The following is a 26,035-nucleotide window of genomic DNA, read 5'->3' as shown; positions in this document are numbered from 1 at the left end:
GCTTGACATTACAGGAGGCTTCTATAAAAAATGGAAATTATCACAGACGTTAAAACAATGAGACAGAAGGTAGCAGAGGCCAGACATGATGGAAAAACAGTGGGCCTCGTACCGACCATGGGTTACCTTCATGAAGGGCATCTGGCACTCATAGACGCGGCACGAACCCAAACAGACGTTGTGGTTGTGAGTGATTTTGTTAATCCCATGCAGTTTGGCCCTACAGAAGATTACCAGGTGTATCCCAGAGACTTAGATCATGATGCAAAATTGTGCGAAGAACACGGTGTGGAATATGTTTTCGCACCCACGGTAGAACAGATGTACCCCAAAGATTCGCGGCAAGTGGATGTTTTTGTCGATGTTAGAAATTTAGATAATAACTTGTGTGGACGCTTCCGCCCCGGGCATTTTCGCGGTGTGGTTACGGTGGTAAGCAAATTGTTCAACATTGTGCGCCCCGATAAAGCATTTTTTGGTATGAAAGACATTCAGCAGCTTCGCATCATTGAAGAAATGGTAAGAGACCTCAATATGGACATTGACATTGTGCCTGTTCCAACCGTTCGTGAACCATCAGGTTTGGCACTGTCTTCAAGAAACACATATCTGACAAAGGAAGAGCACGAAAAAGCTGCAGCAATTTATAAATCCTTGCAGATGGCGAAACAGCTTATAGAAGAAAAAGGCATACGTTCCGTTTCAGAAATTGTTAAGGCGTGCAGCACGTATTTAGCTGAAAAAGGTTTTAAAGTACAGTATTTTCAAATAGTTGATTATGATACATTACAGCTAATGCAAGAAACAAAAGGCAAAATCATTATTGCCACCGCCGTTTTCTTAGGTAAGGTGCGGCTTATAGACAATTTAGTAATGGAGGTGCAGTGAAAGTCATTCACGAAAAGCCATGACGATAACAGTATTGAAAAGTAAAGTTCATAATGCAAGGGTAACGGTGTGCAACGTAGAATATGAAGGAAGTTTGAGCTTAGATGAAGAGCTCATAAAAAAAGCCAATATGGTCCCTTACGAACGCATTTTGGTCGTTAATGTGTCAAATGGTGAGCGTTTTGAAACATACCTCATACCTGCTGAGGCAGGTTCAAAAGAAGTGGGCTTAAACGGGGCGGCAGCACGTTTAGCAGTGGTAGGCGACCCTGTAATCATCATGTCTTTCGCCCAAAAAGAACCCCAAGAACAGGTGAAAGCTACCATACTCATCATGGATGAACACAATAACGTAAAAGACATCAAAGAAGTAGACGTTTAAAAAAAAGACAGATTTGTTCTTATTTGAAATAAACCATGGTCACGCTGGTTCCGCCTTCGTTAGGTTCTGCGAAGCGGAATCGGCTGACATGGGGATGTTCTCTTAAGTACTCATGGATGGCACGCTGAAGAGTACCCGTTCCCCTGCCATGAATGATGTAAACATAAGGTAAGCCAGCAGCATAAGCCTGGTCAAGGTATTTATCCACACGTTCTAAGGCTTCATCAACCGTTAACCCGTGTACCTCCAGTTTCATCGGTACATCCTCGGTAACATTCACTTCAATGCCCCTATTGGATGTGCGATGGTGTTCTCTTTTAGGCTCAGCTTTGCTAAGCTCACTACGTGCAACCGTTGCTCTCAAAGGTCCTATTTGAACCTCAGCAGTGTCGTCGGAAAGGCTAAGTACTAATCCCAACTGTTTGAACTTGCTAACGTAGACGGTATCCCCTTCCCTGATTTCCATTACCACAGGTTCTTGACCACGCCCTGCAACGATTTCGGTGCCATTACCTTCTTTTACTGCCTCATCAAGCATATTTTTAATCTGCTCACGGATCTGATAAGCACGCTGATTTGCCTTATTCTGCTGGCTCAGCTCTTTAAGTAATTGCCTGCTCTGGTCATCTGCTTCTTGAAGCATACGCTTCGCTTTGGCACGCGTTTCCTCAAGTATTTTTCCTTTGCGCGACTCCAGTTGGTCCAACTCTTTGGTTAATTTTGCATTCTTTTCCTCAACTTCAGCCTGCAATTTAGAGATTTCCTTTTCCAACTCCTCATAGTGCTTCACTTTTTGCTGCAATTGTTCTATGAGTTTTTCCACACGTTCGTGGTCCTCTGAAAGTTTGGATCGAGCCGTATTTATGAAAAGATCAGGCATGCCATATTTTTGTGCAATTTCTAAAGCGTAAGACCTGCCAGGAACACCCATGTTTAGCTTGTAGAGTGGTTTCAGATTAGCCAAGTCGAAGTCCACTGATGCGTTTAATATTTCTGGTCTATCTGCCGCCAGTGTTTTCAAGCGCCATAAGTGGGTGGCTATGAAAAACTGAACCCGCCGCTGAACTAAGAAATCCACCAGCGCTTCGGCGATGGCTGCGCCCTCATCAGGGTCTGTCCCAGAGCCCAGTTCGTCGATGAGCACCAAATCACCAGAGTCAGCTTCTTCCACAATTATCTTTAGACGTGCTATGTGAGACGCGAAGGTAGACAAGCTACTTTCGATACTCTGCTGATCACCAATATCGGTGAAAATGCTGTCGTAAAGTGGCAGTTGGGCTTCTAAAGCAGGTACAGGCGCACCTATTTTTAAAAGTGCTGCAAACAAACCGATGGTTTTCAATGTAACAGTTTTACCACCCGTGTTTGGTCCACTCAGGATGACACCCACTTTGCCCGAAGGAACAACGATGTCCACAGGAACAACTTTATCGTGCGGGATGAGTGGATGACGTGCGCCTTTTATGCTTACCGTGCCTTCATCAGAAATGGTGGGTAATGTACCACGCACAGAAGAACCCCATTTTGCTTTAGCGTAGCTGGCATCGATTTCTGCCAGGATACGCAAAGATGTTTTAAGTTCTTCAGTGACAGGATACAGCTCAGCACATAAATCTTGGAAAATGCGATGTATTTCCTGATCCTCCAAAAACCGCAATTCTTCAAGCCTGTTATTCAAATCCACCACAGCAAAAGGCTCTACATAAGCTGTTTGCCCTGACCCAGACCAGTCGAGAACGATGCCACGCACAGACGACACATTAGAGTTCTTGACAGGTATGGCATAACGGTTTCCACGTTTTACTACGAGGCGGTCAGAAAGAAACCGCTGGTAGCGGTCCATTTCTTTTTGCAGCTTTTCTTGAATTTCTGATTGGACACGCTTTTGGTCGCGTCTTATATCGCTAAGTTTTCTGCTGGCATCGTCACGCACATAACCGCTCTCGTCAACCTTAGCTCGTACTTCAGAAACCCAATCGTCCAAAGGTACTATGCGTTTTGCCAAACCGCCCAGTAGCCCTTGTTCGGGCCCGACTTTATTTCTTAGTTGTGTAAGTACTTCCACCGCTTTAACAAAAGAGAGAAATTCTTCTATGGAAACGAATGCTTGTTTTTCAAGCAAAGAAATAATGGAATCCACATCAGGGACATAAAAAACAAAGGGGTCTACATTCTTCCGAATGAGTTCCCATGCCTCCTCTGTTTCTTTTAACCACTTTTCAACTTGTGCCCGTTCTGAAGATGGTTGGTGGCTATCCAAATAACGCTGGCCATAATCAGAAGCCGCACGACCTTTTATTTGAGAAACAATTTTGTCAAACTCAATGCTTGCTAAATCATCTCTCATGATCTTAAATGCCAGCCCGCCTTTTCCAATTTCGTGAGTACACGTTTCGCAACCTCGTCTACTTCTTCGCTGGTTATCGTGCGCTCATCCGTGCCAAGCCACATGCGCACCGTGACACTTTTCTCGTCAGCACCTATTTTTTCTCCACGGTACATGTCCACCACGCTCCAGCTTTTCACCAGCGGTTCTCCTTCAAACAGGGTGGCAAGCTTTCCGACCGGCTCAAACTGGGGCATAACCACAGAAAAATCACGCCAGCTTTGTGGAAAACGAAGCGGGAACTGCGGTTGTCTTTCTCCTGGCAGAGGCAAAGCATCGATGTCCAGCTCTGCAGCAAAGATGGGACCACGTACATCAAAAGCTTTTAACAGTGAAGGCTTTATTAGGCCCAAGTGCCCCACAACTTGACCAAGGCAGGTAATAGTACCACTAAACGACTCTGCATCAGCCCAATCTACCGGAGCATTTTCCCATTTTAGAGTCAAACCATAAGTGCGAGATAAGACGTTTTCTAACACACCTTTAAAATCACGGTATGTCCACGCTTGGCGTCTATCTGGTGCACTGTCAAAATAGGAACCTTTTACAAGAAAGCCGATGTGTCTGCGTTCTGACACATCATTATCACTTATGCGCTCAAAAACGGAACCAATCTCAAAGATGTGCACATTATCTTGGAAACGGTTTTGATTGAGTTGAGCTGCTTTAAGCAATGTTACAAGCAAAGTTGGCCGTAAAAATGCCAGTTCACGGCTTACAGGATTGTCCACGCTTACAGCATGCTTCATATCAAAATGCATTTCACTGGATAAACTCTGCATGTCCTTATCAGATACAAGAGATACCATGAAAACTTCCTGAAAATATATGGAAGCCGCTTTGCGCAGTTCATTTTCTTTGGTTATGGAGTCTTTTTCTTTGAACGGTACAAACTCTGTCAACGGTAATGATGGAATAGCATCATAACTCACAAACTTAACCAATTCATCAACTAAGTCTTCCGTTCGAACAATGTCCCATCGGTAAGAGGGCAAAACGAGTTGTTGGCTTTGTTCATCCACACGCCATTTTTTTGTGAGTATCATCTGCTCAAGATCGCTCTCACTGGCACACGCCAAGGTAACAATGCGCTTTGCATTGAACGGAACTGTTTTCTGTGAAGTTTCTTTCCCGGCAAACCAAAGCCCTTTAGCTGTGCCAGCTCCTAATTCTTGCATCAATTCCGCAAAAAGAAAGGCAAATGACGTCTGGCCACAAGGTGCCACGCCACGTTCATAAAGCATGCTGGCATCGGTTTTTACGCCGAGCTTTCGAGAGCTTTTCGCTACCTGAGAAGGAAGGAATGCTGCTACTTCTACAAGAACACGTTTTGTTTCATTACTTACAGAAGCGAACTTACCACCCATAACGCCGGCAACAGCTACAGGTTTATTGGCGTCAGCAATGACCATGCAGTTTTCATCTAAGGAAAATTCTTGGTCACTTAGTAATACAATTCTTTCACCCTGTGCTGCTTGCCTAACGATAATGCGGCCGCCTTCCAATTTATCATAATCAAAAGCGTGCATGGGCTGGCCATAGTAAAGAAGGAAATAATTCGTTAAGTCCACCACGTTGTTAATGGGCCGCTGGCCAAGACGTATGAGGTCATACTGGAGCCAAAAAGGACTTTCTTCTACGTGCACATCTTCCACAAGCAGCCCAGCATAGGCAGAACAGCCTTTTGTTTCAATGGTGACAAGACCGTTGCCTGGAGTAAAGCTGATGTGCGGCTCTGGTTCTTTTAAAACAAGACCCATGCCCAGCGCAATCTCCCGAGCCAAACCATAAAGGTGACTCAAGTCACCACGATTAGGCAAAACACTCAGTTTTATGGAAATGTCCGGAAGATGCAGAATGTCGCGAAGTGACCCTTCCATGGCTCCCTTGACAGTAAGAAGACCACCAGGGAGAACATGAAAAATATCAAAACCTTCGGGCAAGCCCGGAAGGTCTTCTTGCTTCAGCAGACGACCATTTTGCTGGTCAACAAGGACGTAAAGGGGCTCCGCTGGAACACTACTCAGATTTTCGTTTGGCAGGGGAAGAACATTCCTATCATTTAAGGTTACATAACAAGGGTCATCAAAAACCACCCTTTTAAGAAAGAAAGACGGATTTACATCAAAAGGAGTTTCTTCCTCTACTTCAACTTCCAAATGCTTTTCCAAGTAAGCTCTGACATCATTCCAGGAAACATGTTCGCCATCAATCCAGCAGTTTTTAAGTTGGTTAAAGCTAAATCTCATCGACATTCACCACCACGTTTACAAGGTCCGCAAGCATGTTAAAGCGACCCCAAAAAGTTTACGTCCCCTTCATAAAGGAGGCGTATATCGTTGATGCCATATTTGAGCATGGCCATGCGGTCGACACCCACACCAAAGGCAAAACCGCTAAACTGGTCAGGGTCAACACCAGCATATTCCAATACGGTTGGGTGCACCATACCCGCGCCAAGTATTTCAAGCCATCCTGTTCCGCCACAAACGCTGCATCCTTTCCCATCACAAAAGACACACTTTACATCCACCTCATTGCCGGGCTCTACAAAGGGAAAGTAGCTGGGACGGAAACGAACGGTAACATTTTTTTCGAAGTAAGCGCTGAGGAATGTTTCCAGTGTCCACTTAAGATGCCCTACTCCGATGGTCTTTCCCACAGCGAGGCAATCAAATTGATAAAACACTGGGTACTTACGTGCAGAAACCTCTTCGCGACGATAGACTCTGCCTGGAAGAATGGCTTTTATGGGAACGCCCCATGTTTGCATAGCCCTGACCTGCATGGCTGAAGAATGGGTACGCAGAACTTTCTCTCCAACAACCAACGTGTCCTGCATGTCACGAGCAGGATGGTAAGGAGGAAAGTTTAATGCTTCAAAGTTGTAGAAATCTGTTTCCAACTCAGGACCATCAAAAAAACTGAAACCCATGGATTTAAAAATCTCCATGAGTTCATCACGTGCTTTAAACAAAATGTGTTTGTTACCCAGTGGCGGTTTTTTGCCCTCTAAGGTGACATCGTTGTCAAAAAGGATACGCCGTCCACCACTAACTTCATTTGTCTGATTTGCGGTTTCGAGTTCTTTAATGGTCTCTTCTATGTGTTTTTTAAGATTGTTTACGTATTTACCAAAATCCCGACGCTCTTGGGGTGGCAACGTCGGGATTTTTTCCAAAAGCTTGGAAATCAAGCCTTTTTTCGACAGGTACTTGTTTTTAAGTTCTTCTAAGGGCAGACTGTGGAGGTCCTCATCAAAAGATTTTGATACGTTTTCGACCTCATCAGCTCCCTGCATCATTCGGCTACTGCCTCCTTGGCTTTCTCAACCAAAGCGGTAAAACCTTCCGGGTCAGTCACGGCAAGTTCAGCAAGCATCTTTCTATCGATTTGTATGCCTGCAGCTTTCAGACCGTGCATGAGATGAGAATACGTCACACCATTGTTTCTGGCAGCAGCGTTTATTCTGGTAATCCAGAGACTGCGCATATCACGTTTGCGCTGTCTCCTACCTCCAAAAGAGTCTTCACCAGCTTTTAAAACAGCTTCGTGCGCCTTTCTGTAAATGCGGTGAGAAGAGCCAAAATAACCCCTTGCCGCTTTTAGTACTTTCTTATGTCTTGCCCTTTGTGTAACACTACTTTTAACTCGCATTCAAGAACACCTCCTAAGGCCTGGGCAACAAATCTTGTACGTGGCCCAAATACGTTTCATCGATGACTTTTGGTGCTTTTAGTCTCCTAAGCCGGGAAGCACTTTTATGTCTTCTTAAGTGGTTCATGGCAGAACGGTACATATACTTTCCGGAACCAGTGATTTTAAAGCGTTTCTCCGCTGTCCTGCTGTTCTTCGGTTTTCCCATCTTTAGTTGCCTCCTTCTTTTTCTTCGGCCCTATCATAAAGTAGAAATTTCTGCCTTCCGCGCGGACATCTTGTTCAATCTGTCCCACGTCAGACAATTTTTCTGCAATGGACAACAATTTTTGACGAATCTGCTCTTCAAGAGCCCTTTCTCGGCCTCTAGGACGCAGGGTTACTTTTACCTTGTTTCCATCTTCCAGAAATTCCCTCATCTTCTTAATTTTTGTTTCCATGTCGTGTACATCTGTGCCTAAGCGAAGGCGAATCTCCTTCACTTCAATGACTGTCTGATTCTTTCGCGCTTCTTTAGCTTTCTTCGCCATTTCAAAGCGGTACTTGTCATAATCGATGAACCTGCACACGGGTGGATCAGCTGTGGGAGCAACCTCCACCAAATCGTAACCTCTGCTGCGTGCCATTCTAATAGCTTCTGCTGTGATGAAAACGCCCATTTGCTTTCCATTTTCGTCGACCACCCTGACTTTAGGCGATCTGATTTGCTCGTTAACCCTGGGACCTAAATCCTTAGGACTGCTTATGTTCTTCTACCTCCTTATGAAAAAGGTTTTGCATACTTCATATGCACAAATTAAAAAAGTGGGTGAAAGTATGCACCCACTGGCCCTCAACATATAAACCTATCAAGCATCACTAACTTTTACAGCCGATAGGTGAGGCACGGCGCCTACTTCCACTTTTCTTTTTCTGTCTTTGATTATAACATAAAGGCGTAAATACCTTCCCTATTGAGGCCATGTTAAAATGGAGCAGTATTTCCAGGAGGCTTATTACACACACGGGCATGCTAGAAGCCCGTTCATCGCTTAAAAATGGTGGGAGGTTGTTACTGTGTCTGGCAGTTCAATGAAGCGTGGTTTCACTTTAATGGAACTAATGGTTGTGTTGGCTATTATCTCTTTGCTAACGCTGACACTTTATCCATCGTACACACTTTCAAGGCAACGCGCAAACGTAAGCACATTGTTGGCTTCGTCGCCTAAAGTAATGCATTATTTAGAACTATATCAAATCGACCATGGGACATATCCTGTGGGCTCTCAAGCGTTAAGTACGGAATCGCCTCAAGCAAGCATTTCAGATGACATTTCAAACTACTACGAGAAAACCACACCATGGCCCTGGAACCACCAAAAAACGTTAGAAACATTTTTTGCTTATGAATCGGAAGATGGACACACGTTTGCCATATGCTGGCCATTGGACAAATCGGCGAACAAAGCGAGCTCTCAAAGCTCATTATTGACAAGTGCGCAAATGTTTTCTGAAGATGAAAAAGTGCCGGTAGTAACAGGCTTTGATTACGCTGTCTGTGCTACCAGCACCGCTGACCCATCAGTGGTTAAACTGCATTGAACCTTTTTCTGCTTTTTTAAAAGACACGCAAAGCTGAAAACTCACCGGTTAGCGGCTCATAAACTGCGCGATCCGGTAGCTCCAGATAACGTGCTGTTCCAGGCCGCACGGGCCTGTTAATATCGATGTGATAAGGGTTGAAACGTGACAAAAATTCTACAGTACGTCTAACGTCGGACAATTCATCATTTATGCCTTTCACAACCACGACCTCAAAATAGAGCTTTCCTTCATAATCTGATGCAAACTGTTCAATGCCATCTGCGACCTTTTTTGCAGTAAGCCCTTCCACCGGTTGATTCAACCGTTTAAACGCTTGTTCATCCATGGTTGAAAAGGTCAGTTTTACCGCCTCTGCCCTTCTTAACTCATCTTGTACATCTTTCATGTAAATGGTACTTCCATTACTCAGCACGATTACGGGTGTTTCATATTTAGCATGCAATGCATCGATGACCTCACCCATATTCGCAGCCAATGACGGTTCTCCTGCCCCTGAAAGCGCAAGATAGTCGGCCTCCTGAGTTGGGAATTTACGTAGCTCGCTGAGTACTTCTTCAACACTTACATAAGTCTTCCGTTCCAATGTATGAACATTTGTATGTACAGAAAGTTCACAAAAAACACAATCAAAAGAACAAACTTTTAAAGGAACCAAGCCAATTCCAATCGTTGTACCGAAACGTCTGCTTGTAACAGGACCATAGACTAAAGATTGTTTTTGTTCCCCCAAACTCAGCTCATTATTCAATGTTTTTCGTGTCCTCCTCAGTGTATTATTCACAATTAACAAGTATAAAGCCATGTATTCCTGTATCAAATGCCATAGCGAAATCAATGCGCCATTTTGCTGCGTATTACTTAATAATACTTCATATTACTATGCGTAATTCACCATTTATCCAAAAGCGTTTTTTGCATGCAAAAGTGCTAAAATTTAACGGAGATTTAACGATAATTCTCAAGGAGTGATACTGTGGACGAATATGCGAATCAACCCACTCTGGGTGCTGTAGTAACAAGAAACGAATTGGTGGAAAGTGTTCACTATGCAGATGCGGTAGTCGTTGATTGTTCAGGAAGATTGATTGCTTCCGCCGGATCACCTCAGCGCGTAACGTTTTTGCGCTCAGCATCAAAACCGCTACAAGTTTTACCTCTGCTCATGGATCATTTGGATGAAAAATACGGATTTACCACTGAAGAATTAGCTGTAATGTGCGCATCTCATGCAGGTACCTTGGAACACGTTTCGCTGGTGAGATCAGCTTTGGGGAAAATTGGTCTTGATGAAACATACTTGCAGTGTGGAATGCATGAACCCTTCGATAAACAAACAGCAGATTATATCAAAATCAACAACATTCCCCTCACACCTGCATTTCACAATTGTTCAGGCAAACACACGGCCATGTTAGCTCAATGCGTTTACAACAATTGGCCCGTAGAAACGTATTATTTGCCTGATCACCCCGTGCAGCAGCGCATTTTAAAAGTCGTTTCTTCCTTTTTCGAAATGCCAAAAGAACGCGTTAATATTGGCATAGATGGCTGTGGAGTACCCGTGTTTGGCGTTCCGTTGTTTAATGCAGCCTTGGCATTTGCTAAACTGGGAAAGCCAGAGGTTCTTCCGCAAGAATACCAAGAGCCAGCAAAAAAAGTAATCAATGCCATGACCACATATCCACATCTCATCGCTGGGCATGGACGCTTCGATACAGAGTTCATGCTGGCGTTCCATGGATCGTTCTTAACTAAAGGGGGAGCAGAAGCTGTCCAACTCATCTCTGTCGTTGGCAAAGGCATTGGTGTTGGGATAAAAGTCGTAGATGGAAGCAGCAGAGCTTTGGGGGCAATTTCTTTAGAGGTACTACGCCAGCTTGGTCTTATATCTTCAGAAGAATTGAACGAAGAGCCACTAAAACATCTTTATTGCCCACCCGTAGAAAACCACAGAAAAGAATTGGTGGGAAATATAAAACCAGTCATACAGCTAAAGATAGACCCAGGATGGAATCTACATTAGCTAAGGATGTCTTGTTCAGCTAATACAGAGCCGTCTAATGACTTGAGCATGACATGAAGCCCATCTAAAACTGCATAAGAAGGCACATTGTCTTTAGGTAAAGATGGGCTTCCTGGGTTTATGCGCAGGACCCCTTCATCGTCGTATTCCAGAACTTTGATATGCGTGTGACCGGACAAAACAGCTTGTGCTTTGTAAAACTTTCCCATTAACGGCTTATCTCCGTGATGTGCCAGTATGTGTACATCATCAGGCAGTACAACATGCACCACCGGGCTCATAGGCCATTTTATGAGCTCTTGATCGATGTCGGCATCCACATTGCCTTTTACCAATACTGCGTCGTCCAAACTATTAATGACGTTCACCAATTCCATAGGGTTGTAACCTTGGGGCAAAGGATTTCTTGGCCCATGATAAAGATAGTCGCCCAACAGAAGTGCCATGTCAAAAAACTGTTCCCTATCAAGTATGGTTTGAAAAGCTGTTACGCTTCCATGTAAGTCAGACGCAATTAGAATCTTCACAAAAAGCCACCTCCAGACAAGAGTTTATAAGCTTATAATATAACAAACAATCATGTGGCAATGATAAATGCCTATCAGTACATGTTAAAAGGAGGTAAAAAGCCATGGTCACACCAGGCATTGTAAATGAATACTTAAGAATTTTGAATCTCCAATTCCAATACAATGGTGCACAATGGGTCATACCTTTTCACCAAGATAATGTAGAAGTGGACCTCATGCTCATGCTTAGTGAAAACTTTTTGCGCTTCGAGGTACCTCTGATGGCTGAAGAAACCGTGTCCCAAGAACTTCTTAACCAGCTTTTTGAGATGAATTACCGCATAGCCATGGCAAAGTTTGCCATAGCTGACGACGGGATGATACGGCTTGTGTGCGATTTCCCCACAGTGAATTTGAGCTTTGAGGAGTTTCAAGTCTCTATGCAGATTGTAGTAACAGCAGCCTTCGATTTCATTCCGCAGATTGCCGCATTGAAGGCAAAACCCATAGGGTTCGAGGTTCCGAAGAACCAAAAGAACCAAATAATGTGATGATAAAACGATAGACGAGAACACGACGGCAAGGAGTGTGTGAGATACGATGGAAACGGTTAGCGTAAAAGATGTTGGAAGACACGAAGGCGAAGAAATACAACTTAAAGGTTGGATTCACACAAAAAGAGAGAAGGGAAAAATAGCTTTTGTGGTAATGCGTGATGGTTCTGGCTTCATACAAATTGTTCTTGAACAAGAAAAGTTGGAACCAGAACAGTGGAACCAACTTCATGAAGCTTCTTTAGAGAGTTCTATCATTGTTCGTGGGCTTGCTAAAAGTGAGCCACGGGCACCAGGCGGCTATGAAATTCATGCGTCTTTCTTAGAAGTGTTCCATACCACAAAAGACTGGCCATTGGGCAGAAAAGAACACGGCATCGAGTTTTTAGAAGACAACCGTCACCTTTGGATAAGGAGTAAAAGAGAAAGCGCCATACTTCGCATAAGAAACACCATAGAAAATGCCATGATTCAGTTCCTTAGCGACAACGGATTTTACAGGTTTGATACACCCATAATAACAACAGCTGCTGCAGAAGGAACCACCACACTGTTTGAAGTAGATTATCACGGTGACAAGGCATATTTGAGCCAAAGCGGACAACTGTACGCAGAAGCAGGAGCTATGGCTCTGGGCAAAGTCTACACGTTTGGCCCCACATTTAGAGCCGAAAAGAGCAAAACCAGACGTCATCTTCTCGAGTTCTGGATGATTGAGCCGGAAGCGGCTTGGTTTCAATATGAAGACAACCTTCAGCTTCAGGAACAATTTGTCACATACATTGTAAAGCGTGTGCTAAGTGAGAATGAAGCAGATTTGTCCATATTAGAAAGGCCGTTAGAACCATTGCAAAAAGTGGAACCTCCATTTCCCAGAATCACGTACACTGATGCTGTAGATCTTCTCAAGAAGAATGGCTTTGATGTACAGTGGGGAGATGACTTAGGCTCACCAGAGGAAACATTTTTAGCAAATTACTTTGATAAGCCTGTGTTTCTAACACATTTTCCTGCAAAGATAAAAGCTTTCTACATGCAACCTGACCCTGAAAACCCGGATGTCGTATTAGCAGCTGATTTGCTCGCACCAGAAGGATATGGTGAAATAATTGGAGGTAGCGAGCGTATACACGATTATGATTTGCTATTGCAAAAGATGAAGGAATTCAATCTCAATGAAGAACAATACCAGTGGTATTTAGATTTGAGACGTTATGGCTCTGTCCCCCACTCAGGGTTCGGCATAGGTTTAGAACGTACTGTGGCATGGATATGCAAGTTAGACCACATTAGAGAAACTATACCGTTCCCGCGGATGCTCCACAAACTCACGCCGTAAGGCGGAAGGAGGAACAAACGGGATGTTTCACATCGTAATCGACTCTGCAATTGATTTGCCAGAAGGAATGCATTACGACGATTTATCCATAGTGCCGCTGTATGTAAAGGTGGGAGACCGTCTTTTGAAAGACATGGTGGATATAAGTCGAGAAGAGTTTTTTGAAATACTCCCTACAGAATATGACCACATTTCCACCAGTCAGCCAAACCCTCAAGATTTCGTATCTGCCATAGAAACGGCAAAAGAAACAGATGTACTTGTTATGACTATAACCTCCAAAGTGAGCGGTACATACGCTTCTGCACTTTCTGCCGCACAGGAAAGCAATAAAAACGTCACTGTGTTCGACACATGGAACTTGTCCATGGGAGCCGGTGTGTTGGCGTTAGAAGCCATGAGCATGCGTGAAAAGGGCATGTCCATGGAAGAAGTTGTGAAAAACCTGTATGTGCTTCGTGAGCAAGTTCGCTTTACGCCTGTCATAGCAACGTTGAAGAACCTTGTACGTACTGGTAGAATATCGCGTTTTACTGGGATAGTTGGCGAAATGCTCAGAGTAAAACCACTGGTAGAATTAAGAGAAGGAGACATCGTGCCTGTGCGGAATGAACGCGGCAATCCATTCAATATTCTGAAAAAACTCGTAGATGAAGCGGAGAAACATGCCGATCGTTCTCACCCCTTTATCATAGGGTACACGGATTATGTCCCGGAAATTGAACAGTTGGTGAAAGAGCATAATGCACTGCTGGCTCGTGGAAACCCCATAGTGGGTGCTTATACAGGGAATAATACTTTTGCTGTAGCTTACATACAAAAACAAGAATGATAGCACGCTAAGAAAGGGGGCAACATCAAAGGGATGTTTCACATTGTGATAGACTCAGCGATTGACCACTTTGAAAATTACCCTGCCCTCAGTGTCGTTCCTGTTTATCTACGCATAGGTGAAAAGTTCTTAAAAGATCGTGTGGAGATAACACGGGACTATTTTTACAAGATTTTGTCCTCTGTGGTAAATAGCTTTACTACGAGCCAACCAACGCCAGAAGATTTTAAAGAAGTATTTGACAAGGTGCCGGAGAAAGATATATTGGTTCTTGACGTTTCATCAAAACTCAGTGGCACCGTCCAATCAGCTCAAAGCGCTGCATTGCAAACAGAAAAGAACATTATGGTAATGGATACACTCAGCGCCTCCATAGGAGGCGGAGTTTTAGCTCATATAGCCGTTCAGCTAAGAAAACAAGGAAAGACTATGCAAGAAACATATGAAGAACTTATGAAACTAAGAGATAGAGTGAATGTAATAGCGGTAATAGCGACGCTACAGAACTTGGTTAGGTTAGGACGCCTTCCCACTATTGCGGGTTTTGTGGGAGGCCTGTTGAAAACTGTTCCGCTTATCCAGGTAAAAGGTGGAGAAGTAAAACCGTTAAGAAACGAAAGAGGAAACCCATTTACGATTTTTAAAAAGTACGTAGAAGAAATAGCCAGCGATATCGATAACAGTTACCCAGTAGGCATGGCGTATACGGATTTGAATGAAGACATTATTACCCTGGCGCGTTCAAAAGGAGCATATTTATTGCAGGCAAGCCCGGTGATAGGTGCTTTCGTAGGAAACAATGCTTACGGCATTGCTTATGTTCGAAAAGGGAACCCTTAGACGTGTCGGCGGTTAGCATTGTAGTTGCCACAGATTTACATGGCCAGCTTTTACCCTTTGATTACGTGCACGGAAAAGCATTCCCCGGTGGCTTGACAAAAGTAAGTACCTTTCTAAAGAAACAACGCGAGAAGAACCCCACGCTCTTTTTTGACAACGGAGACGCATTTCAGGGCTCTCCCTTAACGTTCTACGCTCATAAGTTTTTTGGCAACAAAGTCAATCCAGTGGTAGAAGCATACAACGAATTAGAACTAAACGGAATGGCTGTGGGGAATCATGAATTCAACTATGGACTGAGATATTTAAAAGAAATTGAGAATCAATCACGATTCCCACTGCTGAGCGCCAATATTGAAGATGAAACAACAAACCAAACACGGTGGCTGCCTTTCAAGGTATATCGATTCGGAAATAAGAGCATAGGCGTTATAGCACTCACGACACCTGCCATAGAAGACTTCGATTTACCATGGAAATGGAAAGGCCTTCGCTTTGATGATCCAATAACTGTAGCAAAGAGGTTAGTCGCTCAATTAAAAGACCAGCAGGTCGATACGATTGTCGTCCTTGCACACTCTGGAATAGAGTATGACCCAATAAAACGGAGAAAAGTTTCTGAATCATCAAAAGAGAATTTCGTTTACGCGTTGGCTACCAAGGTCCCCGGCATTGACGTAATCGTTTTTGGTCACACACACAGGGCTTTCGGCCCAATAAAAGTTGGCAAAACCATAATCCTTCAACCAGCATCTTACGGCCGTGGTGTCGCTTTAATTGAAATCAATGATGGCCGCATAACAAATGTACAAAACGTAGATTTATATGGTGTCGAAGATGACCCGGCAATACTGGATATGTTTTGGGGCGAACATAGGAAAATTAACGACTGGATAAATGAAGTGATCGGCATTGCTTCAGAGGACTTTGTCAGTGATACATGGAAAATCTCTTCGGAACCAGTATCCAACTTGTACTTGGACGTATTACGCTATGCCACAGAAAATGAAATAACCATGCACCCCACTTCCCCTTTCGAACCAGCAGTAATTAGAAAAGGGTGGCTCACACGCAAGGACGCTTTCAACTTATACCCCTTTGAGAACGAGCCTGTAGTTCTAAAAATAAGTGGAGCCACTCTTAAAAAGGCACTGGAATGGAATGCCCGTTATTATTATCTGCTTTCTATCAGTCCCAAGTGGGTAAAACCTGTGAAGCATCCATTTGTAAAGCCATACAATTTTGAGACAATAGGTGGTGTGGAGGTTATATATGACCTGACAGAGCCTGAGGGATGCAGGGTGAGAAAAGCGAAATATATGGGAGCAGAAATCCATCAGAGGCAAAATTACTGGGTTAGCCTAACCAGTTACAGAGCTTCAGGAGCTGGTGGATTCGGCATGCTTAAGAACCAACCCATAGAGTTTTATTCCCCTACCCTGCTTAGAGACTATTTCGAACAATATTTGGCGGAAAAAGGTACAATTAGTCCGAGAAAGGAGAAAAACTGGTGGTTCGTGGCAAACTCGTTCACTCTGTCATAACGGTACTGCTTATTTTGGCTTTAGTAGCCAGCTTTTATGTGGAGCACATGATTCAAAATAATTGGGATTCGTTGGATCACTCAGTGATAGTTAGCATACTTTCACCTGTTGTTTCACGAACACTGAAGCCAAAAGACCTGGATAACTTCCCTGCTTATTCCTTTCCGGTGTTCAAAGTAGAAGAAATCAGTAAACTCATAGAAGCGCGTATTCAAGCATCTACATTAAAAACAGCCATTAATAGAAATCTTAGTGATAAGGATAGAACGACTATGAGTAGCTGCATTGTAGAATACTCTTACCTTTATTATGTTGACCCACTACTCACCACAGCGGTCATAGAACAAGAAAGTGGATTTAATCCAAAGGCAAAGAGCGTACAAGGTGCAGCTGGTCTGATGCAGATAATGCCAGCTCTATACGAAGAACTTAGGCCACAGTTGGGCCTTTCCAGTGACCCCACGGACATATGCAGCAATATTAAAGCAGGAACGTATTATTTATCAAAACGTATACAGCATTGGGACGGCAACACTTATTGGGGTCTTGTAGCATATTTTGCAGGCGACGGCGGCGTGGCAAAGATAAAAAAGGAAGGCAGCCAACTTTATGACAAAACCGGCACATCTACTCAGCAATATGCAAGTGCTATCTTAGGAAAACTGTACGAAAACTACTTAATCCTGGGAAGAGAATTCCCCGTTGATGCTGGAGCCTACACCGTAAACTTCGTTGTACGCTTCCTCCAATAACTCCGGCGTTACTTCGCTAAGAATGGTGTATCTGCCAGTGCGTGTCTGAGGCGCAATGGCTATGGCTTGCATGAAGGTTTCTTTGTCAACACCTAATGCGTCCAAAGTGGTGGGGAAACCAATGCGTTTTAAAAGCGACCTGTAATAACGATAATCAAGACCGTGCAATCTCAACGTATAAAACGCTGCTACACCCACTTGCAAACCATGCAAGCTATGCTTTGGAAACTTATCCAATGCGTGAGAAATCAGATGTTCTGCTCCACTGCTGGGCCTGCTATTGCCAGCAAGCACCATGGCCACTCCAGAAACCACCAAGCCTTCGACTAAAGCTTGGTAAAGATCATCGTTGTTTTCAATGGCCTCAAATAGATTTTCCACGGCATTCCTGCTCAGGTAAGCTGCCACTGGATCCACACGTTCAAAACCGCGTTCGGAAGCAAGCTTCCAATCTTCCAAAGCCGATAAATTAGAAAAAAGGTCTCCTATTCCGGCTAAGAATTGATTCTTTGGCTGATTACGTAATATGTTCAAGTCAGCCACAACACCAATGGGAGCCATGGCACCCATGGACTTTACATAATCACCAAAATCGATGACGGCTACAGGCGATGCTACGGCATCGTTGCTAGTGGCAGTAGGTACAGATAGGAAGGGCAAATTCAGCTCTGTAGCAGCCATTTTTGCCACATCGATGACTTTGCCACCACCGAAACCGATAAGCAAATCAGATCCAACAGAACGCGACTCCGCTTTAACTTTTTCCACATCGGCTATGCGATTCGTAGATACAGCTACACGGTGGTATGTGGAGAAAAACTTCTCGCCCAGAACCGCTGTGGCTCCGCTGCCGGTGACAACCAAAGGATGATGAAAAACCATATTGTACTGGGAAAGAACGTCTTTTATATCACCCATGACGTTCTCTCCGATAACCCAAAATATGGGTAAGCTAACCGCTTTGCTAAACATCCTTAGGTAAACCTCTCAAAGAATCGCTACTGGTTAATTCGGTAGCGATGTGTTTCGCTCTTTCCAAATCTTCGTGCGTATCAATTTCTGTCCAAAGTAAGCCATCGCAAAAAATGGGTAGCATGGGATGACTCTGGCAGAGAATGTTAAAAGCATCTTCGTACCATTTTTGCACTTCTCCACGATTCCACATGCCTTCAATGATAGAGAGCATTTTTGAACGGAGCCGCCTTGGAATGAAGGAAAATCCGATGTACTCACCAGCAGATTCCAGAGGGTCAATGAATTTTGAAAAAACGACAATCTTGTCATTTTCCAATTTCACTTTCATTTCCTCTTCCGCCGCTTTAACCGTTCCGTCAACCACGGCATAAGGCTCTGTACTTGGTGTTAATAGCCCATAAACGTTGTCTTGAGCGATAACATCAGAGTTTATTATGGCAATATCGTCATCAATTTGTTGAAAAGCGTGATACACCGTTAGGACATTGTTTGCCACACTCCAATAAGGGTTGTAAAGTATCTGTACATCTTTGCCCAGCAAAAACTGTTTCAGAACGTCATAACCGAACCCACCTACCACGGCTATGTCATGGCTATTTGCACCAGCACGTTGTAAACTTTCTATCTGCCATTGAACCAAGGGTTTGCCGAGAACTTCGACCATGGCTTTTGGCCGATCTTCAGTAAGCGGTTTTAAGCGTTTGCCTTCTCCTGCTGCTAATATGACAAATTTCAAGATTTCACCTCTCTTTTGCTATGTTAACATACTTCTTGTAAGCATAGGAGGTGCTGTATTCTTGGACAGTTTGCTATTGTCGCAAATTGCTTTAATGGCTCTGGGGCTAGCGTTAGTTTATCTTTCATATCGGTATGATTTGGAACCACTCCTTCTAATCCCCATTGGGTTTTTCATGTTCATAGTAAACATACCCAACAGCCCGTTGGCCGAACCGAATGGACTCATGGATCAAATGTTTGATGCGCTTATTAGGACAGAATTGTTGCCGCTCATCATCTTCATAGGCGTAGGCGCGATGATGGATTTCGGACCACTTATTGCTAATCCAAGTTACATGGTTTTGGGCTTGTTTTCACAGGTCGGTATTTTCATAGCGTTTTTTATTGCAATAAGTATGGGGTTTGATATTCCCAGCGCCGCATCCATAGCAAGCATAGGAACGGCAGATGGCCCTACATCCATTTATGTGGCTTCCAAGCTGAAGCCAGACTTGGTAGGTACGATATCCATGGCAGCTTACAGTTATGTTTCCATCGTACCTTTGCTTATACCACCTCTTTTAAGAGGATTGGTAACAAAGAATGAAATAAAAGCTCAAACTACAGCGCATTCTGAAGTATCCAGTTCGGCAAGAATGGTTTTCCCATTCATTGTCATTCTTACGGCAGGTTTGCTTGCTCCCATGTCACTTCCACTCTTGGGCTTTTTGGTTTTCGGTTATTTCCTTAAAGAAAATGGTAAAACGCTGTCACTTAAGGAAGCTGCCGAGGAAATACTGGCACCTGTTGCTACTATCTTCGTAGGGATGCTTATAGGTGGGTCTATAAGAGCAGAGACGTTCTTCCAGCTCCAAACACTGGCAATCATGGGCATAGGCTTATTAGCGTTCATAATAAACATTGCAGCAGGTATTTTGGTGGCAAAGTTCATGCACCTGTTTGATCATAACTTTAATCCCGCTCTGGGTGCTGCAGGAAACAGCGCATTCCCCATGGCAGCACGAGTTGTACACAAGTACGCACAAAAAAAGGAACCAGCCACATTTTTGCTCTTACCCGCGGTTAGTGCCAATGTGGCTGGCCAATTGGGCTCCGTATTTGCAGGTACGTTTTTGCTTCAGGTAGTCCTTTCAGGTATAACAAATCCTCTCGAAATTGGCTTGTTAGCTTTTAGCAGGAGCTTACTTGCTATGCTCGTTTTAGTCGTGATTTTTAGCGTGGTGAGAAAATGGAAATAACACCCTCTTTTCTACATAAACTGTATAGAGGTAAATGGGGAACGACTGTACGTGTTCCCATTTCTGGAAACTTACATGTTTATTACACGCCAGGTGTGGCACAACCATGCCAAGACATTGCCGCTGATAAAGAGTTAGTTTGGTCCTTGACAAACAGATGGAATACCATAGGTGTCATAAGCAATGGGACACGTATTCTGGGCTTAGGCGATATAGGGCCGGAAGCAGGTCTGCCTGTGATGGAAGGAAAAGCGGCTCTTTATAAGTACTATGCTGGGATAGACGCATTGCCACTTTGCATAAAGGCTTCATCTGAAGAAGGCATACTTTCTTTCGTAAGAGCCATTGAACCATCTCTGGGAGGCATCAATTTAGAAGATATAAAGCAGCCAGATGCTTTTCATGTGCTAACAGCAGCGCGTAACGATTTGGAAATACCTATCATCCATGATGACATGGAAGGCACCGCCATAGTCATACTTACAGCGCTTTTGTCTGCAGTAACGATGATGGGATTAAGGTTAGAAGACGAGAGAATCGTACTATTGGGCGCAGGATCAGCAAATATGGGCTTTCTCCAACTGTTGGACGCTCTCACTGGTGATGTGGGAAACGTGGTCGTCGTAGATAAAGACCAAACATATGGTTCAGATAATGCAAGCAATCACTGGATGTCATCACTGTTACGTAAAACGAATCTGGTCAAAAAGCATTCATTAGAACAAGCGCTGAAAGGCGCATCCATACTTATAGCCGCATCTCGACCTGGCCCTGGTGTATTCCCTGTAGAGTACATTAAGAATATGAAAAAGCCGAGAGCTGTGTTCTCGCTTGCCAACCCCATTCCAGAGATTTCGCGAGAAGAAGCAGAAAACGTCGGTGTAGACATATATGCTTCTGGACGGTCCGATGAACCAAACCAAGTGAATAATTCGCTTATATTTCCAGGTCTCATGTTAGGTTTACTGGTCACTCGTAAGCAGTATAATGCTGAAGTAGGCACTGACATTGCCAGTAGTTTGTCTCTATCTTCTTTAAGTGAGGGCAAACTTATACCTGCTATGGATTCAAACGTCCATGCACACATTGCTGAATGTGTAGTGAACCATTTTTCTTCCAAGGCAGATAGCAAACAAACCATAAAATGGAAAGATGAACTTTCTTGGAGGCTTAGTCGCGAACAAAAGTAGCATTGTGGTGAAAACGAAAGGAGGAACAATTCAAAAATGAAAGTACTTGCGGTGGATGTGGGTGGAACAAAAGTAGATATTGGCGTAATGCAAGATGGCACATTGATTTCTAAAGACAGGTTCTTGAACAGCCCAAACGGAAACATAGCGAGTTTAATCGCATCCTACGGCCAAGGCAGAGGAATAGATGCTGTGGGCATAGGTGTGGCAGGCCAAGTGAACTATGAAACAGGAAATGTAATATTTGCACGAAATTTGCGTTGGGAAAACTTCCCTCTGGGGAAACTCGTAGCCGATGAACTGAACATACCAGTGTTTGTAGAAAATGATGCGAACATCTTTGCACTGGGGGTATGGAAGTATGAATTTCATAATGAACCTCATGCGCTCCTGGGCATAACACTGGGAACTGGTATAGGTGGCGGCTTTGTTTACCGCGGAGAAGTTCTACGTTCCCCTCAAGGGGCAACACTGGAAATAGGACACATGGTCATAGAAGCAGGTGGGCCAAATTGTACTTGTGGTTCTGAAGGATGCTTAGAATCGTTAGCAGGTGGATGGGCATTGGAGAAGTGGTACAACGACCGCACAGGAGAAAAAGTTACCGGCGTCCAAATACATGAACGTGCCAGAGCCGGCGACCAAGAAGCCCTTTATCTGTATCAGCGTTTAGGTTATTACTTGGGGGTAGCCTCTGGATCATTGGCAAACATACTAAACCCAGAAATAATCGTTTTGGGCGGCAGCATCAGTAGTACTTATCCCCTTTGGAAGGACATTTACGCTCTTGAGTTCAAGAAGCGAGCACTTCCTCCATTAAAGGAGACAAAGACGGTGGTAAGTAATCTCAAAGATGCGGCACTGCTCGGTGCAGCAGCATTGGCAGAACAAGGTCTCACTCGATAATCTGCCCGTGAACAATTGGAATAGCATGCTTTAACGCAGGGTCGATAAGCTGGAAAATATCGGAAGCACCGTTTGGTGAACCCGGCAAATTCACCACTATGGTTTGTTGTATAACTCCAGCCTTAGCCCGCGATAATGCGGCGTTTGGTGTGCTTTTAAGAGAAAACATGAGTGCCATAAGAGGAATCCCGGGAATTTCTCTATCAACGACATCCATGGTAGCTTCAGGGGTGACGTCACGAGGCCCTACCCCAGTGCCTCCTGATGTTAAAATCAGGTCAACAGGTAGTTCACACCAACGCCGAATTTGTTCAGCGATCAATTGCCGTTCATCAGGTAGTATTCTTAACTCTTTTACAGCATAACCCAACTCTTCTGCCTTTGCTACAAGCAAAGGTCCTGTTTTGTCTTCACGTTCACCTCTAAAACTTCTGTCAGAGCATATGAGAATGCAACAGCTTAACGATGACTGCATGTTTTTATCACTCGCATTGTTCATGGTCAAGGCACCTCACATATATCTTCGACTGGTTAGGTAAAACTGCTCCTGCATGAATAGTTTTCCCACCTGAGATGATGACAGTAGGAGAAAACGCTACATCGGAAACCGGGTTCACCTGTTGTAAGGGCTTCACAGGCAATGTTTTGTCATTTATTGACAATAGTGAAACATCCTCAATGATGGCATCAGGGTCAACAGCCTTTACCATGTCGTAGCATGTGATACAACATGTAAAAGCTGCAAACCATACTCTTCGTATTATGTCGTCATAGTTGCCATCGACAACCATTCGTACGGTAAAGGTGAGTTCCGAAGGGCCCCAGTGATGATTTACCTCCATGTGATTGATGAAAACCTTTGTTCCAAAGAAACTATCACGTTTTGCCGCTAAAAAGGCTGATAAACGTGCTGTTTCCAGAAAAGGTCCCTTAGGCAGTTTCTCTGAAGAAACCAATTCGAATTTATCAGGTCTAAATGCTACAGTGCCTTTTGCACTTACTGTAAGCTGCATATGATTATGTCCCCCTCTTCAAGTTCAAAATCAGAGACTTTTTCTTCTCCATGATCAGTGAGCTTAAGCCAACCTTTTCCTACAACACGATACCATACACCTTTATCCAAACTGGTTTCTCCCTTTTTGTAAGTCTCTATCTTTCTATCCATAATGCCGGATTTCCCACCTTCCTTATGCGTGACAGCAGCAAATCCAAGATAAGGCAAATCCTGCATGAAACCTGTGGATGCCATGAGCGATTCAAGTTCCAGACCAGTTTTATAATCACAATGTATTTCTACTTCAACCATGTTGCCGTTTTTCTTAAACGTTGCATCCATGGGAGACATGGGCAGAGGATGTGCCATGGGGATAAACTCATGAGTAAGGGACATGGCCTTTCTTGCCAATCGTTTGTTGAACCGAGCTCCGAAAAGAACTGCCTTTGTACGCCTATGGGTAAGAAACTTCTCACCGATGTTTACCATTATGGCTTCATCATTTTTGAAATGACTAAACTCATGCATTATCGTTCAACCTCCTCACATCACCAACTAAATAAAGAGACCCGAAAACCAAGGCGTCTTCTTTGCAACGCAGTACATCGCTCTCATCACAGGTAGACGCAGAAACACCTTGCGTTTTCAAATAACTCACTATATTGGATGGATCTTCTGCCCTCTCATAAGGCATATGAACGGCATATATGTGAGTAGCGATGTCTATGAAATTCAGAAGTACGGATCGCCAATCTTTGTCTTTCATGGCTGCAAAAAAGATTGTCCACTTTTTCCCTGGATAATAAAGGTCCAGAGATTCTCTAAGCGCTTTTGCGGCATGTGCGTTGTGTGCTCCATCTAAAATCATCAAAGGATGCTCTCGAAGAGTTTCCATCCTTCCGGGCCAAAAAGCATTTTTGAGTCCCGTCTGTATGTCTTTCTTGCTAACCGTCAAGGCACTCCCATTAAGCGCAAGCACTGTTTGTATGGCAGCGCAGGCATTGTACCACTGATGAACCCCCTTGAGGCTAATCTCAAATGGAATGTTACCTCCGTAGCCACAAAATCCGTTATCGTACCAATAATCGCGCCCATAACGGTATACGTAGTCTTTATATTCCAGCGCTCGCCGTTCAAGAACTTCCGAAGCATCTTTGTCTGTGTTCCCTATGACAGCGATACTGTGGGGCCTAAAACCATAAGCGATAGTATGCGCAATCTGAGGCACAGTATTGCCCAATAGACGCATATGGTCTAATCCCACCGATGCAACCACCACAGCTTTCGCGGGAAGCAGATTTGTGGAATCATACTGCCCTTCTATGCCAACTTCGATTACGTTCCAATCGGTACGCTGTTCTTGAAAATAAAGCAACGCCACAGCCAATAGACGTTCAAAGACCGTAGGCATTTCGCCCGACAATGGACGCGCTTTTTCAGCACCTTGCATAACCTTAAGGTAAAGGCGAGCAAAATCCTCCTTGGGAATATCGTCATCCCCCACTCTTATTCGTTCCGTCCATTCTTCCAAATGCGGCGATATGAAACGACCCACTTTATAGTTCTGTTTCAGGATAGAATGCAGGTAACTACAAATACTGCCTTTACCGTCTGTACCTGTAACGATGATGTTCTTTGTACCAAATTGAGGTAAGCCCAGAACATCTAAAAGCGCGTCCATACGCGTTAATTCAGGAGTTCTACCGAACCACGGTGCTGTATCTAATTCATGAGTTATTTCTTCATAAGTGTCCATATTCGGATAATCAACCACCAATCTCTGACATATAGGGCCCCACCTCATTGGCGTTCCCATGAATAGGTTTCATAAGAATGGCCTCTGATAATACTTCTTTGGTTTTATCTGTACCTGCTTTTATGTCATCAAAAGCATCAAGCTTTTTATTGCTCAGAAGACACGGATAAATAGTTCCGTTACTGCTAACACGGAGTCTATTACACTGTTTGCACTGATTTAGATTAAAGAAACTTATAAAACCCACCTTTACGCCATCTTCTGTTACGAAGTACTGTGCAGGGCCGTCTGAACCGCTCACTTGTTCAACCGTCATTTTAGTAAACGCGCCCATCATTTCTTTTGCTTCAGAGATATTTCTAAACAAGGCAGAGAACGACGATTCATTTTTTGGCATCAATTCTATGAAACGTATGGGTATGCTTCTACTTTTGGAAAACATGATCAATTGTTTCATATCATCCGTTGTATGCCATGAAGTAAAAACCGTGTTTAATTTGACTTTCAATCCTGCATCCAAAGCACTATCTATGCCCGCAATGACATCTTCAACACGACCGCCGTTAGTGATGTTTCTGAATTTTTCAGCGTCTACAAAATCTAAACTTACGTTCACGCCATTTAATCCTGCATCAAACAGGGGCTTGGAAAGTTCATGGAGGAAGTAACCGTTGGTAGTCATATGAATGCTCAAACCCACAGGCTGAAGCATGGCCACCAATTGCTCGATGTGGCGGCGTAAAAGTGGCTCACCACCAGTCAAACGAACCTTTTTGAATCCGAGATCTTTCGCCGCTTTAACAATGTTCAATATGTCTTCAAACCTGAGCACTTGCTCACGTGGGAGGACATCCAAACGGTGGCTACAATAAAGGCACTGAAAGTTACACCTATCGGTTACGGAAATTCTTATGTAGTCAATATTTCGGCCGTAACTATCAAGCATGA

Annotated in this window: 28 protein-coding genes; 13 read left to right on the top strand and 15 right to left on the bottom strand. The window is 43.9% G+C overall.

The features are described 5' to 3' along the window. Nucleotides 1–30: 30 nt before the first annotated feature. Nucleotides 31–888 carry a pantoate--beta-alanine ligase gene (gene panC, locus D890_RS0102365; RefSeq protein WP_018962934.1) on the top strand — a complete coding sequence of 286 codons (858 nt, stop codon included), beginning with the start codon at nucleotides 31–33 and terminating at the stop codon, nucleotides 886–888. Between the two features lie 19 nt (nucleotides 889–907). Next, entirely contained in the window at nucleotides 908–1,270 is a 363-nt protein-coding gene (gene panD / locus D890_RS0102360; RefSeq protein ID WP_018962933.1) for an aspartate 1-decarboxylase, read from the top strand. Between the two features lie 19 nt (nucleotides 1,271–1,289). On the opposite strand, the gene D890_RS0102355 is transcribed toward panD, so the two are convergent. The 6 genes from D890_RS0102355 to infC are packed head-to-tail and all read right to left on the bottom strand — an operon-like array spanning nucleotide 1,290 to nucleotide 8,059. Next, on the bottom strand, nucleotides 1,290–3,617 hold the full coding sequence (locus tag D890_RS0102355; protein ID WP_018962932.1) for an endonuclease MutS2: 2,328 nt from the start codon (nucleotides 3,615–3,617) through the stop codon (nucleotides 1,290–1,292). Next, nucleotides 3,614–5,905, bottom strand: coding sequence for a phenylalanine--tRNA ligase subunit beta (pheT, locus tag D890_RS0102350; protein ID WP_018962931.1), 2,292 nt, complete (start codon nucleotides 5,903–5,905; stop codon nucleotides 3,614–3,616). Before pheT ends, D890_RS0102355 begins: the two co-directional genes overlap by 4 nt. A 38-nt stretch (nucleotides 5,906–5,943) precedes the next feature. Further along, nucleotides 5,944–6,960 (bottom strand): phenylalanine--tRNA ligase subunit alpha, encoded by a 1,017-nt coding sequence (locus tag D890_RS0102345; protein WP_018962930.1) that lies wholly within the window; start codon nucleotides 6,958–6,960, stop codon nucleotides 5,944–5,946. After that, complete coding sequence (gene rplT, locus D890_RS0102340; protein ID WP_018962929.1) at nucleotides 6,957–7,313, bottom strand: 50S ribosomal protein L20; 357 nt, start codon at nucleotides 7,311–7,313, stop codon at nucleotides 6,957–6,959. The genes D890_RS0102345 and rplT overlap by 4 nt, the downstream gene beginning before the upstream one ends. A 13-nt stretch (nucleotides 7,314–7,326) precedes the next feature. Further along, on the bottom strand, nucleotides 7,327–7,521 hold the full coding sequence (locus D890_RS08100) for a 50S ribosomal protein L35 (RefSeq protein WP_083916925.1): 195 nt from the start codon (nucleotides 7,519–7,521) through the stop codon (nucleotides 7,327–7,329). Further along, nucleotides 7,478–8,059 (bottom strand): translation initiation factor IF-3, encoded by a 582-nt coding sequence (gene infC, locus D890_RS0102335; protein WP_026291284.1) that lies wholly within the window; start codon nucleotides 8,057–8,059, stop codon nucleotides 7,478–7,480. Before infC ends, D890_RS08100 begins: the two co-directional genes overlap by 44 nt. Nucleotides 8,060–8,369: 310 nt before the next feature. On the opposite strand from infC, the gene D890_RS0102330 reads away from it, so the two are divergent. Beyond that, nucleotides 8,370–8,894 carry a type II secretion system protein gene (locus tag D890_RS0102330; RefSeq protein WP_018962927.1) on the top strand — a complete coding sequence of 175 codons (525 nt, stop codon included), beginning with the start codon at nucleotides 8,370–8,372 and terminating at the stop codon, nucleotides 8,892–8,894. Nucleotides 8,895–8,910: 16 nt separating this feature from the next. Here the strand turns inward: D890_RS0102330 and D890_RS0102325 are convergent, their stop codons facing one another. Beyond that, entirely contained in the window at nucleotides 8,911–9,645 is a 735-nt protein-coding gene (locus D890_RS0102325; protein WP_018962926.1) for a radical SAM protein, read from the bottom strand. 225 nt (nucleotides 9,646–9,870) lie between these two features. On the opposite strand from D890_RS0102325, the gene D890_RS0102320 reads away from it, so the two are divergent. Further along, nucleotides 9,871–10,920, top strand: a complete 1,050-nt coding sequence (locus D890_RS0102320) for an asparaginase (protein ID WP_018962925.1) — start codon at nucleotides 9,871–9,873, stop codon at nucleotides 10,918–10,920. Here D890_RS0102320 and yfcE read toward each other — a convergent pair. After that, nucleotides 10,917–11,447, bottom strand: coding sequence for a phosphodiesterase (gene yfcE, locus D890_RS0102315; RefSeq protein ID WP_018962924.1), 531 nt, complete (start codon nucleotides 11,445–11,447; stop codon nucleotides 10,917–10,919). The genes D890_RS0102320 and yfcE overlap by 4 nt on opposite strands. A 104-nt stretch (nucleotides 11,448–11,551) precedes the next feature. Here yfcE and D890_RS0102310 point away from each other — a divergent pair, with 104 nt between their 5' ends. From D890_RS0102310 to D890_RS0102285, 6 genes are read left to right on the top strand one after another with little or no spacing between them, the layout of a single operon-like run. Next, nucleotides 11,552–11,980: a type III secretion system chaperone family protein gene (locus tag D890_RS0102310; protein ID WP_018962923.1), complete on the top strand. Its 429-nt coding sequence runs from the start codon at nucleotides 11,552–11,554 to the stop codon at nucleotides 11,978–11,980. A gap of 49 nt (nucleotides 11,981–12,029) precedes the next feature. Beyond that, nucleotides 12,030–13,322 carry an asparagine--tRNA ligase gene (asnS, locus tag D890_RS0102305; RefSeq protein WP_018962922.1) on the top strand — a complete coding sequence of 431 codons (1,293 nt, stop codon included), beginning with the start codon at nucleotides 12,030–12,032 and terminating at the stop codon, nucleotides 13,320–13,322. A gap of 22 nt (nucleotides 13,323–13,344) precedes the next feature. Beyond that, nucleotides 13,345–14,154: a DegV family protein gene (locus D890_RS0102300; RefSeq protein WP_018962921.1), complete on the top strand. Its 810-nt coding sequence runs from the start codon at nucleotides 13,345–13,347 to the stop codon at nucleotides 14,152–14,154. A gap of 33 nt (nucleotides 14,155–14,187) precedes the next feature. Then, nucleotides 14,188–14,994, top strand: a complete 807-nt coding sequence (locus D890_RS0102295) for a DegV family protein (protein ID WP_018962920.1) — start codon at nucleotides 14,188–14,190, stop codon at nucleotides 14,992–14,994. A 2-nt stretch (nucleotides 14,995–14,996) separates the two neighbouring features. Then, nucleotides 14,997–16,538 (top strand): bifunctional metallophosphatase/5'-nucleotidase, encoded by a 1,542-nt coding sequence (locus D890_RS0102290; protein ID WP_018962919.1) that lies wholly within the window; start codon nucleotides 14,997–14,999, stop codon nucleotides 16,536–16,538. Then, on the top strand, nucleotides 16,505–17,290 hold the full coding sequence (locus D890_RS0102285) for a lytic transglycosylase domain-containing protein (protein ID WP_018962918.1): 786 nt from the start codon (nucleotides 16,505–16,507) through the stop codon (nucleotides 17,288–17,290). Before D890_RS0102290 ends, D890_RS0102285 begins: the two co-directional genes overlap by 34 nt. Here the strand turns inward: D890_RS0102285 and D890_RS0102280 are convergent. Both D890_RS0102280 and D890_RS0102275 read right to left on the bottom strand, forming a co-directional pair. Continuing rightward, on the bottom strand, nucleotides 17,216–18,262 hold the full coding sequence (locus D890_RS0102280) for an iron-containing alcohol dehydrogenase family protein (protein ID WP_018962917.1): 1,047 nt from the start codon (nucleotides 18,260–18,262) through the stop codon (nucleotides 17,216–17,218). The genes D890_RS0102285 and D890_RS0102280 overlap by 75 nt on opposite strands. Continuing rightward, on the bottom strand, nucleotides 18,255–19,001 hold the full coding sequence (locus tag D890_RS0102275) for a phosphocholine cytidylyltransferase family protein (RefSeq protein ID WP_018962916.1): 747 nt from the start codon (nucleotides 18,999–19,001) through the stop codon (nucleotides 18,255–18,257). The genes D890_RS0102280 and D890_RS0102275 overlap by 8 nt, the downstream gene beginning before the upstream one ends. A gap of 61 nt (nucleotides 19,002–19,062) precedes the next feature. Between D890_RS0102275 and D890_RS07530 the strand changes: the two genes are divergently transcribed. From D890_RS07530 to D890_RS0102260, 3 genes are read left to right on the top strand one after another with little or no spacing between them, the layout of a single operon-like run. After that, nucleotides 19,063–20,241, top strand: a complete 1,179-nt coding sequence (locus tag D890_RS07530) for a sodium ion-translocating decarboxylase subunit beta (protein WP_040363532.1) — start codon at nucleotides 19,063–19,065, stop codon at nucleotides 20,239–20,241. Next, nucleotides 20,232–21,431, top strand: coding sequence for an NAD(P)-dependent malic enzyme (locus D890_RS0102265; RefSeq protein ID WP_018962914.1), 1,200 nt, complete (start codon nucleotides 20,232–20,234; stop codon nucleotides 21,429–21,431). Before D890_RS07530 ends, D890_RS0102265 begins: the two co-directional genes overlap by 10 nt. 36 nt (nucleotides 21,432–21,467) lie before the next feature. Continuing rightward, on the top strand, nucleotides 21,468–22,337 hold the full coding sequence (locus D890_RS0102260) for an ROK family protein (RefSeq protein ID WP_018962913.1): 870 nt from the start codon (nucleotides 21,468–21,470) through the stop codon (nucleotides 22,335–22,337). Here D890_RS0102260 and D890_RS0102255 read toward each other — a convergent pair. From D890_RS0102255 to D890_RS0102235, 5 genes are read right to left on the bottom strand one after another with little or no spacing between them, the layout of a single operon-like run. After that, a complete protein-coding gene (locus tag D890_RS0102255; RefSeq protein ID WP_018962912.1) occupies nucleotides 22,327–22,836 on the bottom strand; it encodes a MogA/MoaB family molybdenum cofactor biosynthesis protein in 510 nt (169 codons plus the stop codon). The two genes, D890_RS0102260 and D890_RS0102255, sit on opposite strands and share 11 nt — an antisense overlap. After that, complete coding sequence (locus tag D890_RS0102250) at nucleotides 22,820–23,350, bottom strand: cyclic pyranopterin monophosphate synthase MoaC (RefSeq protein ID WP_018962911.1); 531 nt, start codon at nucleotides 23,348–23,350, stop codon at nucleotides 22,820–22,822. The genes D890_RS0102255 and D890_RS0102250 overlap by 17 nt, the downstream gene beginning before the upstream one ends. Then, the gene (locus D890_RS0102245) at nucleotides 23,335–23,859 is read right to left on the bottom strand and encodes a cyclic pyranopterin monophosphate synthase MoaC (protein WP_018962910.1); all 525 of its coding nucleotides are present in this window, start codon (nucleotides 23,857–23,859) and stop codon (nucleotides 23,335–23,337) included. Before D890_RS0102245 ends, D890_RS0102250 begins: the two co-directional genes overlap by 16 nt. After that, the gene (locus tag D890_RS0102240) at nucleotides 23,852–25,087 is read right to left on the bottom strand and encodes a bifunctional folylpolyglutamate synthase/dihydrofolate synthase (protein WP_156802656.1); all 1,236 of its coding nucleotides are present in this window, start codon (nucleotides 25,085–25,087) and stop codon (nucleotides 23,852–23,854) included. The genes D890_RS0102245 and D890_RS0102240 overlap by 8 nt, the downstream gene beginning before the upstream one ends. 10 nt (nucleotides 25,088–25,097) lie before the next feature. After that, nucleotides 25,098–26,033, bottom strand: coding sequence for a GTP 3',8-cyclase MoaA (locus D890_RS0102235; protein ID WP_018962908.1), 936 nt, complete (start codon nucleotides 26,031–26,033; stop codon nucleotides 25,098–25,100). Nucleotides 26,034–26,035: the final 2 nt, after the last annotated feature.

The organism is Coprothermobacter platensis DSM 11748, assembly GCF_000378005.1.
GTDB classification, from domain to species: domain Bacteria; phylum Coprothermobacterota; class Coprothermobacteria; order Coprothermobacterales; family Coprothermobacteraceae; genus Coprothermobacter; species Coprothermobacter platensis.
The sequence above is the reverse complement of the archived record's forward strand: the minus strand, read 5'-3'. Positions and strand labels throughout refer to the sequence as shown.

Excerpts from the sequence above, each read along its gene's own strand:
- rplT (WP_018962929.1), bottom strand. The coding sequence starts at position 7,313 with ATGCGAGTTAAAAGTAGTGTTACACAAAGGGCAAGACATAAGAAAGTA.
- panD (WP_018962933.1), top strand. The coding sequence starts at position 908 with ATGACGATAACAGTATTGAAAAGTAAAGTTCATAATGCAAGGGTAACG.
- D890_RS0102255 (WP_018962912.1), bottom strand. The coding sequence starts at position 22,836 with ATGAACAATGCGAGTGATAAAAACATGCAGTCATCGTTAAGCTGTTGC.
- D890_RS0102260 (WP_018962913.1), top strand. The coding sequence starts at position 21,468 with ATGAAAGTACTTGCGGTGGATGTGGGTGGAACAAAAGTAGATATTGGC.
- D890_RS0102240 (WP_156802656.1), bottom strand. The coding sequence starts at position 25,087 with ATGGACACTTATGAAGAAATAACTCATGAATTAGATACAGCACCGTGG.
- panC (WP_018962934.1), top strand. The coding sequence starts at position 31 with ATGGAAATTATCACAGACGTTAAAACAATGAGACAGAAGGTAGCAGAG.
- D890_RS0102345 (WP_018962930.1), bottom strand. The coding sequence starts at position 6,960 with ATGATGCAGGGAGCTGATGAGGTCGAAAACGTATCAAAATCTTTTGAT.
- pheT (WP_018962931.1), bottom strand. The coding sequence starts at position 5,905 with ATGAGATTTAGCTTTAACCAACTTAAAAACTGCTGGATTGATGGCGAA.
- D890_RS0102300 (WP_018962921.1), top strand. The coding sequence starts at position 13,345 with ATGTTTCACATCGTAATCGACTCTGCAATTGATTTGCCAGAAGGAATG.
- D890_RS0102280 (WP_018962917.1), bottom strand. The coding sequence starts at position 18,262 with ATGTTTAGCAAAGCGGTTAGCTTACCCATATTTTGGGTTATCGGAGAG.
- D890_RS08100 (WP_083916925.1), bottom strand. The coding sequence starts at position 7,521 with ATGGGAAAACCGAAGAACAGCAGGACAGCGGAGAAACGCTTTAAAATC.
- D890_RS0102310 (WP_018962923.1), top strand. The coding sequence starts at position 11,552 with ATGGTCACACCAGGCATTGTAAATGAATACTTAAGAATTTTGAATCTC.
- D890_RS0102355 (WP_018962932.1), bottom strand. The coding sequence starts at position 3,617 with ATGAGAGATGATTTAGCAAGCATTGAGTTTGACAAAATTGTTTCTCAA.
- D890_RS0102250 (WP_018962911.1), bottom strand. The coding sequence starts at position 23,350 with ATGCAGCTTACAGTAAGTGCAAAAGGCACTGTAGCATTTAGACCTGAT.
- D890_RS0102245 (WP_018962910.1), bottom strand. The coding sequence starts at position 23,859 with ATGCATGAGTTTAGTCATTTCAAAAATGATGAAGCCATAATGGTAAAC.
- D890_RS0102235 (WP_018962908.1), bottom strand. The coding sequence starts at position 26,033 with ATGCTTGATAGTTACGGCCGAAATATTGACTACATAAGAATTTCCGTA.
- D890_RS0102295 (WP_018962920.1), top strand. The coding sequence starts at position 14,188 with ATGTTTCACATTGTGATAGACTCAGCGATTGACCACTTTGAAAATTAC.
- asnS (WP_018962922.1), top strand. The coding sequence starts at position 12,030 with ATGGAAACGGTTAGCGTAAAAGATGTTGGAAGACACGAAGGCGAAGAA.
- D890_RS0102265 (WP_018962914.1), top strand. The coding sequence starts at position 20,232 with ATGGAAATAACACCCTCTTTTCTACATAAACTGTATAGAGGTAAATGG.